Consider the following 18430-nt stretch of genomic DNA (forward strand, 5'->3'; position numbering starts at 1 on the left):
AGAGGTAGATGTGCCTTACAGATTAGTTGCTTTGCAGCAAACAAGAAAAAAAGAGAACAATCTGTAAGTCACGACCCCTGCGAAAAAGATCGGGATTCCGTTTCGTCCCTGTGCTGTGCGGGGGATAAGTTCCTTCACGAAATGTTTTTTTTGTCAAAAAACAAGAAAAACATTTCTATGTCACTATAAATCAAGGATAAAACCTGTAATGGCTGCAACTATGGGATTAAAAAAAGAACTTACCCCTTCCCAGCCGCTCAGCCTGATAAGAAGAAAGATACCGACAATAAGATAGGGCCCTGCAAGACAGAGCATTTTTTTTGTCTTCTCCAGCAATTGGCCATCGGGGAGGATCGCCCAAAGGAGCGCAGAACCAGGTAGCGGAGGTATGATGATCAACCCATAAATCGCCATGGTTACATTCACCACGACGATTGTCGAAAAAACCCTGTCGTCAAAATTATACTTGCCGAGCAGCCAGGACAGACTGGCGGCAATGTTGGCCATCATAAAATTCGCCAGAGGCCCGGCAAGTCTACTCAAAACAAGAAAAAGCCGAGGAAAATTTTTGAAATTTCCGGCGTCAATAGCAATTTCTTTCGCCCACCCAAACCCGGCAATAAAAAAATTCAGCGTCCCGAGCAGGCTCATGTGCATAAAGACATTGAAATGGAACCTGTCTCCGGCACCCTGCCGTGAATCGCCAAGCAAAGTAGCGGCAAACGCCTGCCCTTCCGCACTGACAATAATAGCGGTAAGCATGGCAACACAAAAAATTACCACATCTTCGGCTACCAGATGAGAATAGTTGATAAGATACGGCAGATAAAAATCCCGTCCCATAATTCCCCTTTTTAAGGCCAGTTCATCCGTTAAGGAGTGCACTGTACCGTAAAACTGCGCAAAACACAAAAAAAATGGCGGAAACCCTGAGGGCTCCCGCCATCTCGCAACTACAGGTGGATGGATGTAGATGCTACACTGCTTCCCAGTACTACTTGCCTACCATTTTCTGAATCTGCTCGACAATCTCAGGATTTGCCAGCGTCATAACATTGCCGACATCGCCCTTGTTTGAAATCGCCCCGAGAACCCTTCTCATAATTTTACCTGATCGGGTTTTTGGCATATCGGGCACTATCCAGACGTTTCGGCATTTTGCAATCTTACCGATCTGGAAGGTGATCGCATCGGCGATTTTTTTCTGAATTTCCGCAGATGCCTCAAAGCCCGGCTTCAGCGAAACATAGACCTCGGGCTCCTTGCCTTTGATCTCGTGATTGACCGGCACAACCGCGGCTTCCGCAACCTCTGGAACGGTCAGACATACGGATTCGATTTCCTTGGTACCGAGACGATGACCGGAAACGTTAATAACATCATCAATACGGCCGAGAATACGAACATAACCATCCTTGTCCATGACCGCCGCGTCACCTGTCAGATACGGCCAGTCACGCCAATCCTTGCTTTTGGGGTCTTTGTTATACATACCGAAATAGGTATCAACAAATCGCTGTCTGTTGCCCCAGATGGTCTGGAAACATCCCGGCCATGGATTCTGGATACAGATATTACCGGCTTTGCCGGCACCAGCCGGGATTTCAACACCATTTTCATCAAAAATGATCGGATGGATTCCAGGAACGCCAGGTCCGGCGCTACCCGGCTTCATCGGTGCTATGCCAGGCACGGTGGAGCAGAGGAAGCCACCGGTTTCGGTCTGCCAGTAGGTATCGACGATAACCGCTTTGCCCTTGCCGACTTCTTTCTCGTACCACTTCCATACTTCGGGTTCAATCGGCTCACCGACAGTCGTCATATGCTTGAAATTGTAGGTGTACTTGGCCGGCTCGTCCGGTCCTATCTTGCGCAGGGCACGAATAGCGGTCGGGGCGGTGTGGAAAATATTGACATCGAGTTCCTGAGCAATCCTCCAGGAGCGTCCGGCATCGGGATAGGTAGGCACTCCTTCGAAGATTACCGAAGAAGCGCAGAGCGCCAACGGCCCGTAAACGATAAAAGAGTGGCCGGTAATCCAGCCGATATCGGCCATACACCAGTAGACATCCTCGGGATGAATATCCTGGATGTATTTCGACATGGCGGTGACATAGGAAAGATACCCGCCGGTGCTGTGCTGGGCGCCTTTCGGCTTACCGGTTGTTCCACTGGTATACATCAGGAAAAGCGGTTCTTCCGCCAGCATCTGCTCCGGCTTGACCCGCGCGCCATAATACTTCTTCAGCTCATTATTAACTATGATATCGCGGCCTTCATGCAGCTCAGAGTCAGAAGAATTCTTACCTGGATAGCGCTGCCAGATGAGGAGCTGATCGACTTTCTGCCCGTCTTTAGCCGCCAGTTCACAGGCTTCGTCATCGACCGCCTTGTGATTGAGCAGCTTCCCACCACGATAATAAGCATCCATGGTAATAAGCACCCGGCTGTTTGAATCAACAACCCTGTCGGCACAGGCACTGGATGAAAAACCACCAAAAACCACCGAGTGAATAACACCCAGCCTGGCACAGGCCAGCATAGAGATGGGCAGTTCGGCCGACATCGGCATATGAATGGTGACTCTGTCGCCTCTTTTCAGGCCTGCAGTGTCTCGCAACAGGGCGGCAAACTCGTTGACCCGAACATAGAGCTCCTGATAGGTGATATGCTGAACTCGTTCTTCTTCCAGCTCAGGAACAAAATGGATAGCAGTCTTGTTCTTATTTTTATCAAGATGCCTGTCGATACAGTTATAACTGGCATTCAGCTTACCGCCTTTAAACCATTTCCAGCAGGGCGCATCACTTGTGTCGAGTACTTCATCCCAATACTTGTACCAGGTGAGCATCTCGGCAAACTCAGTATAGCAATCGGGGAAATTGTCCAAACTGAACCGATCGAAGACGGCTGGATCGGTGAGATTTGCCTGGCCAATGAATTTCGATGATGGATGATACAACGCTTCTTCTGTCCAGTGAACCGCAATTTCCGCCTCGGAAGTTTCAACAGATTTACTTTCTTCACTCATATTCAACACTCCTTGTAGATGGCTTTTTTATTCTCAGTTGGGAAAATAAACTGCACTGATCCCAACAAGACCTGACTCAAGAAAATGATTTTATTTAGGCAGTTGCTTTACCAACTCGCTCTTCGTCCGTATGCATTGGCCGCCTGGTCATCTGGGCAAGGACAACACCGGCAATCAACAAGCCGCCGGAGATATAGAAGGCGTTGTTCAGGCTGCCGGTAACATCCTGGATAGTTCCCCCCAGTCTGGCCATGAAAAAGCCGAGGCCCCAACCAATAAATACTAATCCATAGTTCATACCAAGATTCTTCGGACCAAAAAAATCAGAAGTAAAGGATGGCATCAGTGCAAGTCCCCCACCATACTGCCAGTAGGCTATTCCCACGGCGAGGAAAAGAAGCAGCAGATTCTGGGTACTGATTATATAGGGCAGAGAAAAGAGGCACAGCGCCGAAATACCACAGTTGAGGCAATAGGCGTTCAAACGTCCTATTTTATCCGAGTAGAACCCGGTACCGACACGGCCCAAGGCGTTGACCAAACCACCAAACGACACAAGAATCCAGCCATTGGCGACGAAAAAATCCATGCCTTTGGCAGTTTTCATTAACAAGCCGTTGGCATTGGCAATAATCAGCAAGCCGGACTGAGTTGTCAGGATAAACATGACAACCAGGGCATAAAACTGCCAGGTTTTCAAAACATCGGAGGCTTCCCAGTTGGTAATTGTCGAATTGGCCGTTGCCACATTGCCACCGGAAAGGGTTGGAGGCTTATAACCTTCGGGTGGCGTCTTCAACATCGATCCGGCAATAACAACAACTGCGGCAAAAAACACGCCAAGACCGACGAAACTGCCCGTAATGCCGTAGTTTTTAATGAGGTATGACCCAAGAGCACCGATATACAGAGCAGCACCACCGTAGCCACCAACAACGATACCGGCAATCAAGCCACGCTTATGAGGACCAAACCATTTCAGGGCTGCAGGTGTAGGCGCCGCATAGCCGATACCCATTCCGATGCCGCCCAGGATACCAAAACCGATCATGATGCCGGTGTAACTCTTCATGAGACCGGCAATTATACAACCGGCCGCCAGGGTTAATCCACCGAGTATTGCGCCAAATTTAGGGCTGATCTTATCCTGAATACGTCCACCGGGGATCATCAGGAGGGCAAAGATGATGACACAAAGAGAAAAGGGAGTTGCTGCCTGAGCATTGTTGAGATACACCCACCCAGCGTTTATTCCCTCCATTGTCTGGCCGGCCTTATCAACATCTACAAGAGCAGATTTCCAGATACTCCAGGCATATAGAATACCAAGGCATAGGTTAATTGCCATTCCGGCAAAAACCGTAACCCAAGCTTGAGTCGGAACTGTTTGATTCTGTTGCGACATTTGTATCTCCTTATTGAAATAGTGATCAGGATATTGACAATCACTCACCCTTACTTCAGCCCAATGTTCAATTATTTATGACATTTGAATTTACAATGAGTGATTGAATGGCACACAATGAATTGCGAATTCATTTTTCACCTTCGCTCCCTGTCGGCACCTCCTTTTATTAAAATTTAGCTGGGCTGTGTAAGTACACTGAAACAAAGTGACATTCGTAAAGTTGTTACCGGAACTGACATTGTGAAACTGAACTAACCCTTTATCAATTTTATTTAATCAATATCCAAACATTACTCAAGATAAAAATAGCCTTCTTTGCACATTCGTCATTCATTTGTAAGGAAACCCTAATTTCAATAAAACACCTGAAAAAACATTACCCTGCTCCCACCATAAAGAACGGATTAACTGCAATTTACCTTAAATCCGCTCCGTCTGTCCTGACGACACGAACAAGTGATAATTATTGTTAGAGATTGAGCAGAACGACTGCATTCAGGTACGAAGAGGAATACCGAAACGTTGCTAAGCCGGCGAGTATCGGCCTGGCTCACGCGAATTCCAGGTTTTTGCGGGGATTATCAAAGTCTATACTGCCTCAAAAGACAGAAGCTTGTCCGGCCAGACGCACAACCGCCTTCAGCAGCAGATCCTGACGGGGGGGGTGCAGAATCTCCAGGATCAACTGGTAAGCAACCGATACATTTCAGCTATTTTAGAGGGAAGGGAAAGAACTTCATCGACAAAGATATAATTTCCTCTGCCGAACATATGGGCAAGATAGTCGTGTGCAGATTTGTCAATAGTAATACAGAAAGGATACACTCCGGTACCTCGAGCCTCTAACAGTGCCTTCCTGGTGTCCTCGATTGCGTACTGCCCTTTGTAGTCGTCATAGTCTTCCGGTTTACCATCGGAAATCACCACCAGCAAGCGGACGGTGCTCTGCGTTGCCTGTAATTTTTTTGTCAGATGACGTATTGGCGGGCCCATCCGGGTATATTCTTTCGGGCTAATGGCAGCGATTCTCCCCTGCACTTCGCCCCCATACGGTTCGTCAAGGTGCTTGACGTGAAAGAGCTCACTTCGCGAACGCCTCATTCCGGAAAAACCATAAATTGCATAGCGATCCCCGACCACTTCAAGTGCATCGGCAAGAAGAACCAGAGCCTCTTTTACCGCAACTCCCACCCACCCTTCGGTCGAGTTGGACATATCAACCAGAAACATGGCGGCAATATCCCTCTCGTCTCTTAAGAGCTGGATAAAAAGACGATCCGACGGGGCAATGCCGGCCCGGGTATCGCACAGCGCTTCGATATGGGCATCGAGATCAATTTCGTCACCATGCCGACGCCTCCGGACATAGCGGTACCGGGTTCGTAACATTTCGAACTGACGCCGCAATTTATGCAATTGCGGCTGATATTTCCTCAGTGTTTGCGCAACAAAACCGGATCGAACCGCAGGAAGCGTTTTTTCTGTCAGAGAACACCAGCCGGCCCGATAACCGGCCCGCCGGTAATCCCATTCATCGTAGCTATGGACATGCGCCGGGACGAAACTGTCGGTTATCTCTTCAAGAGCCTCAACCTCCTGCCTGTTGACCCCTCTTCCGGCCTGTCCTGCTGCAGCCTGGACATAAGCTTCGGGAAGGGTCCCCAGGTCGTCCTCGATTGCCTTGATCAGCGCGGCCAGTTCTTCGGGTACTTCAAGCCCCTCATTATCAAGGAGGATAGGGGTATTGCTGCGTTTTTCCGGATCGTTCCGCTGCTTTCCAATTAAGAGCAGGCTTTGCTGCACACTATCCGGCACATTACCGACCTTGTCTTCTTCATCCTTTCGTGCAGCCTGTTGATCAAGCAAACCGGCGAACATCGCTACAAATTGTGCTTTGTCTTCCTCCCGGCGCAACCTGATCGTTTCCCCGGCTCTGGCAAAATCAAATTCTCCGAGGAGCAGGGCTGCAGGCCCAAGGGTGTACGTCCCCGACAAGCCGGAAAACATTTCATAAATTTTCGGTAATCCCTCAAAAACTGGTATATGCAGTGCATCGGCGAGCGGTTTTCCGGGGAGCTGCGACTCATTTGCGGATGCGCCATGCATATTCTCTTTGTCGCTGACCCCCTGCAGCAACAGATGGCGAAAGGCAGCACTTCGCTGCCTCGCAGTACCGCCGAGGGATATTTTACCTATTAATTCAACACAGAGCTCCCGACCCCGCCGGACGAGTCCCGGCAATGCAGTTTCAAGAAATCGAAAAACATGGATAAACTGCAACACCGAAAACAGATCCGCAGCCAGTTCCCCATCCGGATACCGGTCGAAAAATGGTCGCCGCACCCTGCTCGGTGCAGACATCTCGGAGTAAATCCTGGACTCAACATGCCCCCACTGCAGACTGATCAGAAATTTATACAAGAAAATGTTGTGCTCCAGGCTTGGAAAAATTTCCAAACTCCCCGGCAAATAAATAGTCCTCGTATCAGTTGACGGCAGCTGAGCTTCCTCGAAATTAAACGATCGGCCAGAGATTCCTCGTAGATAATGGACCATTCTGGTGGAAATGTCAGTAAAAGCCACTCCTGCCTCCCCCCGCATCGGACCAAGGAAAAACTTGTCGACATCGGCCATGAACTGCCGCGCCCCGAGCAAGCCCTTACTTTCATACAATCCAAGAATCTGTCTGACCCACTCACCGAGCAACTCTGTTGAAAAAAGTTCTGCAGACAAGGCTCGTGCGGCATGCGTTAAATAGGCAAAACAGAGACTATGGCTGACCGGCCATATCGCTCCGACCTGCATCAGGATCTCTTCTGCGGTCGCTTCGTCCAGCTCGGCCAGCTGATCGAAAATCTCATCAACCTCCCATACATCAGGCCGGGACGGCAACACTGCGGCAAAAAATCTCTTTTTCTGATCAGCGATTTTCATACAATTGTACTAGAAAAGAGAAAAAATCATTTCATCCATGGCAGCCAGCAACTCGGGGTCGTCAGTCAGGCTTTCGATCATTCCGGACCGACAGGCGCTCACTGTATCGATACCTGCTTTGATTAACATGACCGTCTGAATAATCAACCTGGTTGAAGCCCCTTCGGCAAGTCCCGACTCCTTGAGACTTCTAGTCATTGCCGCCAGTTTCACCATCTGGATCGCATTTTTTTCATCAATGCCACTTTCCCGCATGACAATCTGTTTTTCCAGCTCCGCTGGAGGATAGTCAAAACTGAGTGAAACAAAACGCTGCCGGGTAGAAGGCTTCAGGTCCTTCAATACACTTTGATATCCGGGGTTGTAGGAGACCGCCAGCATAAACTCAGGTGGCGCGGCGTAAAGCTTGCCGATTTTTTCAACCGGCAGCTCCCGTCGATCGTCAGTCAACGGATGAATAACGACGGTGGTATCTTTCCGTGCTTCGACAATCTCATCCAGATAACAGATCGCCCCTGCGCGAACGGCCAGAGTAAGAGGCCCATCCTGCCAGAAGGCCTCATTTTTCTTGACTAAATATCGACCGACGAGATCGGAAGTAGACAGGTCGTCGTGGCAGGAAACGGTGATGAGCGGCCGGTTCAGTCGCCAGGCCAGGTACTGCATGAATCTTGTTTTGCCACAGCCAGTTGGCCCTTTCAGTAACAGCGGGAGATGGTTCACACTCGCCGCCAGACCAATTTCAATTTCATTTGCCCTGGGCAGGAAAAAAGGCTCGACACTTATACGATGTTCTTCCAGCCTGCATTCCATTGCGTTATTCATACTCTTCCTCATTATTAAAAGTGACTACAATGCCATAAAGATATGACACCTTACGACAAGGGACAAGACAGAGCGAAGAGGAAGGCTTTTTCCCGGGGAGAAACAGCAGGTCTTACAAAATGCAGCGCAGACAAAGGGCAGATATCGAGCCATTTTTTTAGGCACTGCGCGTTCCTGTCTTGACATCCATTTAAATACCAAGTATTTTTCTTCTCTTTTGATTTCAAAATTATTGACGCCAGCATAGCCACCACCATTCGCAGGAAGAATATTATTTGTGGCGGCGCTGCAGAGGTTCAAGACAAGCCGGCACCCGGAATAAGTATAGATACGCTCATTGTGCAGCGATAAACGACTATGTTTGAAAACTTAACAGACAGGCTGGAAGGGGTATTTAAAAAACTTCGCGGCCATGGCAAACTCTCTGAAGAGAACATCGATGAGGCAATGCGCGAGGTGCGCACCGCACTGCTGGAAGCCGATGTCAACTTCAAAGTAGCTAAAGATTTTGTTGCAACTGTTACAGAAAAAGCCATAGGCCGGGAAGTATCGAAAAGCCTGTCGCCGGGCCAGCAGATCATTAAAATAGTCCATGAGGAACTGGTTACTCTTCTGGGCGGCGACACAGAACAGATCGATCTGGACGGCAGGCAGCCTGTTGTTATCATGATGGCCGGTCTGCAGGGTTCGGGTAAAACCACCACCTCCGGCAAGCTGGCTAAATTATTAAAGGACAAAGGGCGCAAACCGTATCTGGTACCCGCCGACATTTACCGTCCTGCTGCCATCGAACAGCTTCAGGTACTCGGTTCCAGACTTGGTGTCCCGGTGCATCCGTCCACGGCCGACGTGCAACCAGTCGACATCTGTCGCCAGGCAATGAACGAGGCCGCAGCACATAATTACGATACGGTCATTATCGACACTGCCGGGCGCCTGCATGTTGATGAGACCCTGATGGGCGAACTGCAGCAGATTCAGGCGGCTGTACCACTGTCGGAAATTTTGTTTGTGGCCGACTCCATGACCGGCCAGGATGCCGTAACCGTTGCCGACAAGTTCAATACTGATCTTGAAATAACCGGTATCGTTCTCACCAAGATGGAAGGCGACGCCCGTGGCGGTGCAGCACTCTCAATAAAACACATCACCGGCAAACCGATTAAATTTGTCGGCGTCGGCGAGGGGCTGGACGACCTTGAGGTTTTTCACCCGGAAAGGGTGGCCTCCCGTATCCTCGGCATGGGCGATATTCTCAGCCTCATCGAAAAGGCTGAAGCAGTTGTCGACAAAAAAGAAGCCGATAAGCTCGCTGACAAGTTACGCAAGAACCAGTTCACTCTGGAAGATTTTCTTGACCAGATTCAGCAGATCAAGAAAATGGGTTCACTGGAACAGATCCTCGACATGGTGCCTGGTATCAATAAGCTCAGACAGCTGAAAGATGCCCCGAAACCGGACGAGAAAGAGCTGGTCAAGACAGAAGCCATCATCCGGTCAATGACCAGAAAAGAAAGACAAAATCATCAAATCATCAATACCAGCAGAAGGACCCGTATCGCTGCCGGCTCCGGCACGACCATCGGAGATGTCAACCGGGTTCTTAAAAGTTACTCGGAAATGTTGAAGATGATGAAAAAATTTCGTGGCAAACCGGGAGCGATTACCGGCGTAAAACGAAGAAAGATGCCTAAAGGCATGAAAAGAAGATAGATACACTCTAAAAAACACATTAGAGAAAACATTGTAACAACATACACAATCAACCGGAGGATATACCGGAATGGCAGTACGTATTCGATTAACCCGATTAGGCAGAAAGAAAAAACCTTTCTATCGCATTATTGTCGCCGACAGTGAAAGCAAGCGTGACGGCAAATTTCTCGATGTCATTGGCACCTATGATCCGCTTCAGGATCCTGCGGCTATCACTATCAATAACGATAAGCTCCAGCAATGGCTGGGCCGCGGTGCCCTGCCGACTACAACCGTAAAGAGTCTGCTCAAGAAAGCTCCGGTTGTCGCTCAGCAGTGATGGAAGAACTGATAGCCGTTATCGCCAGATCCCTGGTTGATCAACCGGATGCCGTCAGGGTCACACGAACGGATGAAGAAAACAATGTGACCCTGGAACTGGCTGTAGCTCCGGAAGATCTGGGTAAGGTCATTGGCAAACAGGGACGAACAGCGCGGGCATTGCGATCCTTGCTGGCAGCTTCCGCGGCAAAAGTTGACAAGCGATCACGACTTGAGATTGTGGAATAAACGGAATTTGCCCGTCGTATCATAAAGGCAATTGGTGCAATGACCGAAATTTTCTCCTACCCATCAGACAAGTATGTACTACTGGGCAAAGTGACCAGTGCACACGGCCTGGGCGGGGATGTGAAAATTTTTTCCTTCTCGGGGCAGCCTGAAAATTTTTCCGGGTACAAAAAGGTTGTTCTGGTCGATACAGCCGGGAACCTTTCTCAGCCTCTGGCTGTGGAGAAATTCAGAACCCAGGGGAAAACTGTTGTTGTCCGCCTTGCCTCGATCAACAATCGGGAGCTTGCGGAAAAAATTGAAGGTCAAGGTGTTCTCCTTGCTAAAAGTCTTCTGCCGGAGACGGGCGAAGGCGAATATTACTGGTACCAGTACGAAGGCAAACTGGTCGTGGATCAGAGCGGACTGACCATTGGCCGAATTACAAGTCTCTTCAACAACGGTGCCCAGGATATTTTGGTCGTTCAATCGGGAAACAGGGAAATCCTGATCCCGGTTACCAAAAGTATCATTGTCAAAGAAACGGACGAACAATTGGTTGTCAACCCGCCACCGGGGTTACTGGATCTTGGCGATGAGTAATACAATTCAATGTAACCGCGACAATCGGGAAGCAATCCGGTTTTTTTTTAATATTCGTTTGTCGGGTGCTCTGTTTTGCACCCTTTTTGCAAGATGTAAGCACCTTTTAAAGTCGATGCATGATTTTTGATATTGTTACAATTTTTCCCGACCTTCTCGATTCTCCTCTGCAGGAAGGAATTATCCGAAGAGCCCGGTTGAAAAACCTGATCGATATCGAAATTGTCAATCTCCGCGATTTTGCAGAGGGGCCGCACGCAATGACCGACGATCGCCCCTTTGGCGGCGGTGAGGGCATGGTGATGAAACCGGAACCACTTGCGGCAGCTGTTGTGAGCAGACAGAATATCGGCCCGCAACCAAAGGTAATTCTGCTCAGCCCGCAGGGTCGCAGGTATGACCAGACGGTTGCCGAAGAGTTGGCGAAAGAGGCCCATCTGGTGCTGGTATGTGGTCGTTACGAAGGAGTTGACGAACGGTTTCGCGAGCAGTATGTGGATGATGAAATTTCCATCGGTGATTTTATTCTCACCGGAGGTGAGCTGGCGGCGATGGTAATTATCGATTCGATTACCCGTCTGCTGCCGGGTGTTCTCGGTTGTGCCGAATCAGCGGCCAAAGATACCTTCAGCAGAAATCTGCTGAAACACCCGCAGTACACCAGGCCGCAGGAATTCGAAGGACACCAGGTCCCGGCAGAACTGGTATCCGGCAACCATGCGGCAATTGAAGCATATCGGTTTATCGCCTCCGTCAAACGGACACTGGAACGGCGCCCCGATTTGCTCAAAAATGAAACATTTAGCGCAGATGAGATGGCATTGCTGCACAAGCACAATCTTTTGAGGCTGGTACAAAAAAATGCAGAGCCATCGAGAATGACATAATGTGTCCGGATCTGTCTTCGGTAAACATCGCCCTCATACACCACCCGGTGGTCAATAAAAGAGGCGAAATAATAGGTTCGGCAGTAACGAATCTCGATATACATGACATAGCCAGGACGGCCAAAACCTACGGAATTGCCAATTATTTTATAACGACTCCGTATCAGGACCAGCAGCAGCTGGTCAGGGAGTTGCTGGCACACTGGCAGACCGGGCATGGCGCTGCATACAATCCGGCCAGAAAGGAAGCGCTGAGCATTGTTCGGCTTGCGACATCGCTGGAGGAAGTGATTACAGTCCTCACCCAGCAGTACGGTCGACGCCCGATGATTGTCGCAACCAGTGCCTTGTTGGGCGATAACAGTCTCGGCTACGAGGCTCTTCGCCAAAAGATTGTTCAGGGAGAGCCGGTTCTACTGCTTTTTGGCACGGCACATGGTCTGGCCCCGGCATTGCGCGGGCAAACCGATGCCACTCTTCCCCCCATCAGGGGCGGAACGGAATACAATCATCTTTCGGTTCGGTCAGCTGTGTCGATCATCATTGACAGACTGCTCGGATCTTGAGAATATAAAAAAGTATTTTAACAATCGTATTAACTTATCAAGAGGATTCATACCTCAATATACTTCAACCTACAGAAGACGCTATGAGCACAATTATTGACAGAATCAACCAGGAACAAATGCGCCAGGACCATCCCGAATTTCGTCCCGGTGATACCGTGAAAGTACATATCCGCATCATTGAAGGCGGTAAAGAAAGAGTCCAGATGTTTCAGGGAGTAGTAATCAAGCGCAAACGCGGAACCATGGACGCCAGTTACACTGTGCGGAAAATTTCCCACGGTGTCGGCGTAGAAAAGACCTTTGCGTTTCACAACCCTCGCGTCGAGAAAATTGAAGTGGTCACTCGAGGTCGTGTCCGCCGTTCACGTCTCTTCTACCTGCGCAACCTGACTGGTAAAGCTGCACGTATTCGTGAACGGAACCTGCCGCGATAACAATACAGCGAAGAAAGCATTCGGTTCTGACCCGGCTCCCTGCCGGCAGTCGGGACCGAGTGTCGGCAGATCACAAAGACTGCCTCAATAATGCACACACTCTTGCCCGAAATCAGCCTGGACTCGGATAACTACAGTCTCGAGCGATTCCTGCATACAAAGGGCTTTTTGTGCGTAGCCGGTTGTGACGAAGCAGGCCGGGGACCATTGGCCGGACCCGTCGTTGCCGCCTGTGTTGTTTTGCCACCTGAATGCGACCATTCCCGGTTTGTCGATTCAAAAATCCTGACCCACCGCAAACGAGTCGAACTGAAAAGCCTCCTTCATGATCTTGGTGTCTCTTTCGGTATTGGTATTGTATCGGAACAGAAAATAGACCAGATCAATATTCTTCAGGCCTCGCTGCTGGCAATGAAACGGTCGGTGGAAAACCTTACGGGTCCTTCTCCTGATTTCATCCTGATCGACGGCACTTTTACGATCCCCATGAATACCCCCCAGGCTCCGCTGATAAAAGGAGAATCGAAAAGCAGCTCTATTGCCGCCGCGAGTATTCTGGCAAAAGTCGAGCGAGACCGTATTATGGTCGAATGCCATCAGCGCTACTCAGCTTACAGTTTCCACAAAAATAAAGGGTACCCCACCCGGGAACACCGGCTGGCCATTCAAAAACACGGGATCTGTCCGATTCATCGTAAAACGTTCCAAGGAGTCAGAGAATATGTTGAACCGTCGGCAGCGTCTGGGCAAAAGCGGTGAGGAGACAGTCGCTCAATACCTGAAAAATATGGGCTACACGATAGTCGTCGTAAACTATCGCTGCAAGGTCGGTGAAATTGATATTATCGCCAGAGACGATTCGGTTCTGGTTTTTATTGAAGTAAAAACAAGGTCCGGCCTGGACTACGGATTTCCTGCCGAGGCCGTTACGCCAAGAAAACAGAGGCAGATCAGTCGAGCCGCTCAGTGGTACCTGACAGAGAAGCAGCTCCTTGATGTACCAGCAAGATTTGATGTTATCACCGTTCTCGGTCTCGACCCGGCAAATTATCAGATTGAGCACATCAACAACGCATTTGATCTTTGCGAATAATCAATGGCTGATTACCATATGGGCTGGAGCAGTCTGTTCGTTTCGGAGAGATGATGATCATCCTCTCTAGGCATAATCGTTTTTTCAATGTACAGTGTCTGGTATGACAATAATAGGAATTACCATGGGTTGTCCCGCCGGGATAGGCCCTGAAATCATACTTCGCTCTTTTGCCGGCAAGACCTTTGTCGCCGATATCCAGCCAGTGGTTCTCGGAGACATACATGTTTTGCAAAAGTGTGGAGAAACACTCCAGCTTCCGGCGCCCTGCGTCGAGTGGACGCCTGGCACGCCCCTGCCTGATGCGTCAGGCGGCAACTGTATCCCGGTTGTACCGCTTTCTTCGCTGGCCTCGGAGGATATAGAATGGGGACGCCCCAACAAGGCCACCGGCCGCGCCATGGCGCATTACATCGAAGCAGGGGTAAAACTTGCACAACAGGGCGTAATCGATGGAATTGCCACCTGTCCCATATCCAAGAGCTCTCTCAATGATGCCGGATATCATTTCCCCGGCCACACGGAAATGCTGGCGAGTTTGACCAAGACCTCGTCTTTTGCCATGATGATGGCGGGCAGCAGACTGCGGGTCACGCTGGTCACCATACATTGTCCACTCCGAGAGGTGGCCGATCGTCTCACCATGCAGGCGGTCGACCGCATGATCCGCATTACCCATAAGGCCCTGACCGTCGATTTTGGTATCTGCGATCCACAGATCGCCGTTGCCGGACTCAACCCCCATGGCGGCGAAAACAGACTTTTCGGCAGTGAGGAAGAGCAGATCATAGGGCCCGCCATTATGCAGGCCCAGAAAGAGCATATCGGTGTTTCAGGTCCTTATCCGCCGGACACGGTTTTTTTCAAAGCAGCCTCAGGAGCATTCGACGCAGTTGTCTGCATGTATCACGACCAGGGTCTTATTCCTTTTAAACTCCTCCATTTCGATGACGGCGTCAATATTACTCTTGGTCTGCCTATAGTTCGTACTTCCGTCGATCACGGTACAGCCTACGATATTGCCGGCAAAGGTCTGGCCAGCCATCGAAGCCTGGAAGAAGCGATCAAACTGGCCGCGTTCATCAGCCGCAACCGAGCCATAGAGCAGGTAAGAAACACATGACGACCGAGGCGGTAAGAAAAGGACTTTTGATCGTATTCGAGGGCACGGACGGCACCGGCAAATCAACCCAGGTACACCTGCTCAGCCACTATTTGCAGGACCGGGGATACCCGGTCATCGCAACCCGTGAACCAACTGAAGGACCATACGGTAAGAAAATACGGTCGCTGTATATGCATCGCAACGCCTACAGCCGGGAAGAGGAACTCGAGCTGTTTCTCGCCGATCGCCGGGAACACGTGCAGCAACTGCTAGACCCTGCTCTCGCCCAGGGCAGAATAATCCTCTGTGATCGGTATTTTCTGTCCACCGCTGCATACCAGGGTGCCAGGGGGTTTGATCCGGAGGAAATCCTGCGCAGGAACCGTTTTGCCCCCGATCCGGACCTGGCCCTGCTTTTCCAGGCTCCCCTCGACACCGGATTGCGCAGAATTACCTCCGGCCGGGGGGAACAGCTCAATGATTTTGAACAGAAAGACAGCCTCAACCAGGTGGCAGCCATCTTTGCATCCATAAAGCGACCGTACATCCAGCCCATCGATGCGAGTGGATCGATTGAAGAGGTGCACGAACAGGTGCTTAACCACGTCACCCCGCTCCTTCCCGCATTTTCAGCAGCTCAGGTTTAAACCATGACCCATCGCTCTCACCTTTTACTCGTTTTCAGCTGCTGTCTTTTTTTCGTCTCCTGTGCCATCAAACAGCCGGCTTCGCCCCAGCCTGCGCCAGAAAGTACGACGTCACAATCGGAAGAAAAAGAACCAGCCGATCTGGCCTGCGCTTATTTCTATTTTCTCTGGGGCACCCACGCCGAGTTCGACGAACAGTATTCGGAGGCGCTTGAAGCCTACGAAAAAGCTTTGATCTGCGACCAGGATGCAGAATATGTGAAAGAGAAAGTTCCGGTACTCCTGCTCAAAATGGGTGAATTTGACAAGGCTACGGATTGGCTGGCCCAGGCTATTATCGACAATCCTGACAATATTACTTACCGGCTCCTCCTGGCCAGTCTGTATATCCAGCAGGAAAAGGTCGAGGAGGCTATTGTCCAGTATAACAAAGTGCTTGAAAAAGATCCCACCAATGAAGGAGTCCATTTACGTCTGGCCCTGCTCTATACGCATTCTGGAGACTACCAGAAAGCCGAAGAAATTTTCCAAAAGTTATTGAAGCATGACGTCGATTCCTATTTTACCCACCTTTCTTATGCAAGATTGCTCAAGCAGATGGGAAAATTCTCCGAAGCGGCAGTGGAATACGAAAAAGCCCTCGATTTGAACTGGTCTAAAGATCTGGCCTATGAAATTGGCTACCTGTACGTCAGTCACGAGATGTTCAGCGATGCCCTGCGCATTTATACGACGATAACCGACGATGACGCATACGATGAGCGGGCGGGACTCAGTCGCATTCAGGCCCTGGTCGATCTGAACCGCGAAGATGAAGCCCTCAGGGAACTGCATAATATTCGCCTCTATACGAAAGACAAGGCCAATATCGACCTCATCATTGCCAAACTGCTGCTGCGCAAAAAGGAGGTCGTTCAGGCCAAAAAAATCCTCACCAGTCTCGCAAAGGAAACCAACAGTTCCGAAGCCAGATATATGCTGGCGCTGCTCGCCTATCAAGAGGAAGACTACGCTGCAAGTCTCGCCCAACTCGCCCGCATAGATCCGGAAAGCGACAACCTCGAAGAGGCGGTGTACCTGCAGACTCGAATCCACCAGAAACTGGGTAACATCGATGAAGCCATAAGGCTTTTGAAAAAACACACCGAAACGGAAATCGGCAGAAGCCCGCTGTTCTTTGCTCTTTTGTCTTCACTGTATCAAGCAAAAGGGGACAACCAGGCGGCCATGACCTTAATGGAAAAGGCGGTCGATCTCTATCCGGAAAATCAGCAACTGCTCTTTGAGTATGGCCTCATCCTGGAAAAAACCGGCATGTCCGACCAGGCGATCGAAGTGATGGAAAAAGTACTGGAACTGCAGCCGGATCATGCCGAAGCACTGAACTATATCGGCTATACCTGGGCCGACAAGAATATTCATCTTGAAAAGGCTCTCGAATATATCTTACGCGCGGATGCACTGAAACCGAACAACGGCTTTATTATTGACAGCCTGGGCTGGGCCTACTACCGGCTTGGTAATTTCAAGCAGGCGGTACGAGAACTCGAGCGTTCGTTAAAATTGATTCCGGACGATCCGCATATCTACGAGCACCTGGGCGATGTATACCGCTCCCTGCACAGATTTCCAGAAGCCTTGAAGGTCTACAAAAAGGCCTATCAGTTGTTTAAAGATGAAAAAGATAAAGCCGATATCAAACAAAAAATCAATGCTCTGGAAAACCGATAAGCCTTCACGCCTTCATATCCGGCACGCCCTGCTCTTGTGCTTTGCTGCATTTGTTCTTGCCGGGTGCGCCTCTTCGCCGTGGACTGATCCGCTGAAAGAAACGGAGGCGGACGCGATCGCTCATCAGGTTGATGCACTCGCGGCGCGAGATGCAGCCTGCGGCAGGACGCTTGAAGGTGATCTGGTTCTTTTTTACCAGAGCCCCCTGGGCAAGAAAGCACTGGAGGGGTTTCTCCAGTTTTCCATGCCATCCTCATACAAATTTGTGGTTAGCAATCCTTTCGGCCAGCCGGTGCTGGTTGTCGCCGGGAATCAGGATTATTTTGAAGCGATTAACACGTTAACGAAACAGTATCTTACCGAAAATCTCGCCTCATTCGGTCTCCGCAATGATATTCCGAGCCCTTTTTTGAAAAGCGACTGGAGCTCCCTGCTCACCGGAAGGATGCAACTGTCCAGCCGGTCGATCATCGATATCCGCAATGACCGCGAGGCTCGAGGGGTATGGCTTACATTTCAGAACAAACAACAGGCGGGTGTCTCACATCTGCTTTTAGACCGTGAAAAGGAGATCTTTCTGGTATATATACTGGAAGACGGCAATGGGAAAAAGATAGCCGAGATCACCTATGGCAAGAGGATGCCCGCTGATACCTGCCACCAGCCTCTCGAGATAAACATCGCCGGACTTGATTACGGCACAGAAATACACATCACTCTCGATAACGTTATTCTCAGCGAGCAAAAGAAGACCTACCGACTGCGTCCCCCAGCCGGATACACGCGGCAGTACAAGCCCTGATGCATTGCGTTTTTTTGCGCAAACTCATTTGACCTGACACTCAGCCTGTTGCACGACCGATTGTCAAAGGATATACCACCGATTCTCCATTCTACTGCTGTAGCAATAGCAACAACG

18 protein-coding genes are annotated in these 18430 nt (G+C 50.0%); 13 read left to right on the plus strand and 5 right to left on the minus strand.

The genetic code is table 11. From position 1 onward, the window contains the following. Window positions 1-183: 183 nt before the first annotated feature. The 5 genes from FCL47_RS01255 to FCL47_RS01275 all read right to left on the minus strand — a co-directional run bounded on the left by FCL47_RS01255 (window position 184) and on the right by FCL47_RS01275 (window position 8198). Window positions 184-843: a site-2 protease family protein gene (locus FCL47_RS01255; protein ID WP_136811639.1), complete on the minus strand. Its 660-nt coding sequence runs from the start codon at window positions 841-843 to the stop codon at window positions 184-186. Between the two features lie 151 nt (window positions 844-994). Beyond that, a complete protein-coding gene (gene acs, locus FCL47_RS01260; protein WP_136811640.1) occupies window positions 995-3031 on the minus strand; it encodes an acetate--CoA ligase in 2037 nt (678 codons plus the stop codon). Between the two features lie 94 nt (window positions 3032-3125). Then, window positions 3126-4436, minus strand: a complete 1311-nt coding sequence (locus FCL47_RS01265; RefSeq protein ID WP_136811641.1) for an OFA family MFS transporter — start codon at window positions 4434-4436, stop codon at window positions 3126-3128. A gap of 684 nt (window positions 4437-5120) precedes the next feature. Next, entirely contained in the window at window positions 5121-7373 is a 2253-nt protein-coding gene (locus tag FCL47_RS01270) for a nitric oxide reductase activation protein NorD (protein ID WP_136811642.1), read from the minus strand. Window positions 7374-7382: 9 nt separating this feature from the next. After that, window positions 7383-8198 (minus strand): CbbQ/NirQ/NorQ/GpvN family protein, encoded by an 816-nt coding sequence (locus FCL47_RS01275; protein ID WP_205747168.1) that lies wholly within the window; start codon window positions 8196-8198, stop codon window positions 7383-7385. 357 nt (window positions 8199-8555) lie between these two features. Here FCL47_RS01275 and ffh point away from each other — a divergent pair, with 357 nt between their 5' ends. From ffh to FCL47_RS01340, 13 genes are all read left to right on the plus strand, one after another. After that, entirely contained in the window at window positions 8556-9911 is a 1356-nt protein-coding gene (gene ffh / locus FCL47_RS01280; protein ID WP_136811643.1) for a signal recognition particle protein, read from the plus strand. A 70-nt stretch (window positions 9912-9981) separates the two neighbouring features. Further along, a complete protein-coding gene (gene rpsP, locus FCL47_RS01285; protein WP_136811644.1) occupies window positions 9982-10233 on the plus strand; it encodes a 30S ribosomal protein S16 in 252 nt (83 codons plus the stop codon). Then, window positions 10233-10463 (plus strand): KH domain-containing protein, encoded by a 231-nt coding sequence (locus tag FCL47_RS01290; protein ID WP_136811645.1) that lies wholly within the window; start codon window positions 10233-10235, stop codon window positions 10461-10463. The genes rpsP and FCL47_RS01290 overlap by 1 nt, the downstream gene beginning before the upstream one ends. 39 nt (window positions 10464-10502) lie before the next feature. Continuing rightward, entirely contained in the window at window positions 10503-11045 is a 543-nt protein-coding gene (gene rimM / locus FCL47_RS01295; RefSeq protein ID WP_136811646.1) for a ribosome maturation factor RimM, read from the plus strand. 119 nt (window positions 11046-11164) lie between these two features. Next, window positions 11165-11932, plus strand: coding sequence for a tRNA (guanosine(37)-N1)-methyltransferase TrmD (gene trmD, locus FCL47_RS01300; RefSeq protein ID WP_136811647.1), 768 nt, complete (start codon window positions 11165-11167; stop codon window positions 11930-11932). Then, the gene (locus tag FCL47_RS01305) at window positions 11932-12498 is read left to right on the plus strand and encodes an RNA methyltransferase (RefSeq protein WP_136811648.1); all 567 of its coding nucleotides are present in this window, start codon (window positions 11932-11934) and stop codon (window positions 12496-12498) included. The genes trmD and FCL47_RS01305 overlap by 1 nt, the downstream gene beginning before the upstream one ends. An 83-nt stretch (window positions 12499-12581) precedes the next feature. Beyond that, on the plus strand, window positions 12582-12935 hold the full coding sequence (gene rplS, locus FCL47_RS01310; protein ID WP_136811649.1) for a 50S ribosomal protein L19: 354 nt from the start codon (window positions 12582-12584) through the stop codon (window positions 12933-12935). Window positions 12936-13025: 90 nt separating this feature from the next. Beyond that, complete coding sequence (locus FCL47_RS01315; RefSeq protein WP_136811650.1) at window positions 13026-13694, plus strand: ribonuclease HII; 669 nt, start codon at window positions 13026-13028, stop codon at window positions 13692-13694. Then, window positions 13657-14028, plus strand: coding sequence for a YraN family protein (locus FCL47_RS01320; RefSeq protein WP_136811651.1), 372 nt, complete (start codon window positions 13657-13659; stop codon window positions 14026-14028). The genes FCL47_RS01315 and FCL47_RS01320 overlap by 38 nt, the downstream gene beginning before the upstream one ends. Before the next feature lie 103 nt (window positions 14029-14131). Further along, window positions 14132-15151 carry a 4-hydroxythreonine-4-phosphate dehydrogenase PdxA gene (gene pdxA / locus FCL47_RS01325; RefSeq protein ID WP_136811652.1) on the plus strand — a complete coding sequence of 340 codons (1020 nt, stop codon included), beginning with the start codon at window positions 14132-14134 and terminating at the stop codon, window positions 15149-15151. Continuing rightward, window positions 15148-15780, plus strand: a complete 633-nt coding sequence (gene tmk / locus FCL47_RS01330; RefSeq protein ID WP_136811653.1) for a dTMP kinase — start codon at window positions 15148-15150, stop codon at window positions 15778-15780. Before pdxA ends, tmk begins: the two co-directional genes overlap by 4 nt. Before the next feature lie 3 nt (window positions 15781-15783). Continuing rightward, window positions 15784-17511 (plus strand): tetratricopeptide repeat protein, encoded by a 1728-nt coding sequence (locus tag FCL47_RS01335; protein WP_136811654.1) that lies wholly within the window; start codon window positions 15784-15786, stop codon window positions 17509-17511. Continuing rightward, complete coding sequence (locus FCL47_RS01340; protein WP_167496317.1) at window positions 17492-18313, plus strand: DUF4292 domain-containing protein; 822 nt, start codon at window positions 17492-17494, stop codon at window positions 18311-18313. Before FCL47_RS01335 ends, FCL47_RS01340 begins: the two co-directional genes overlap by 20 nt. Window positions 18314-18430: the final 117 nt, after the last annotated feature.

The sequence above is a fragment of the Desulfopila sp. IMCC35006 genome (assembly GCF_005116645.1).
Classification (GTDB): Bacteria; Desulfobacterota; Desulfobulbia; order Desulfobulbales; family Desulfocapsaceae; genus Desulforhopalus_A.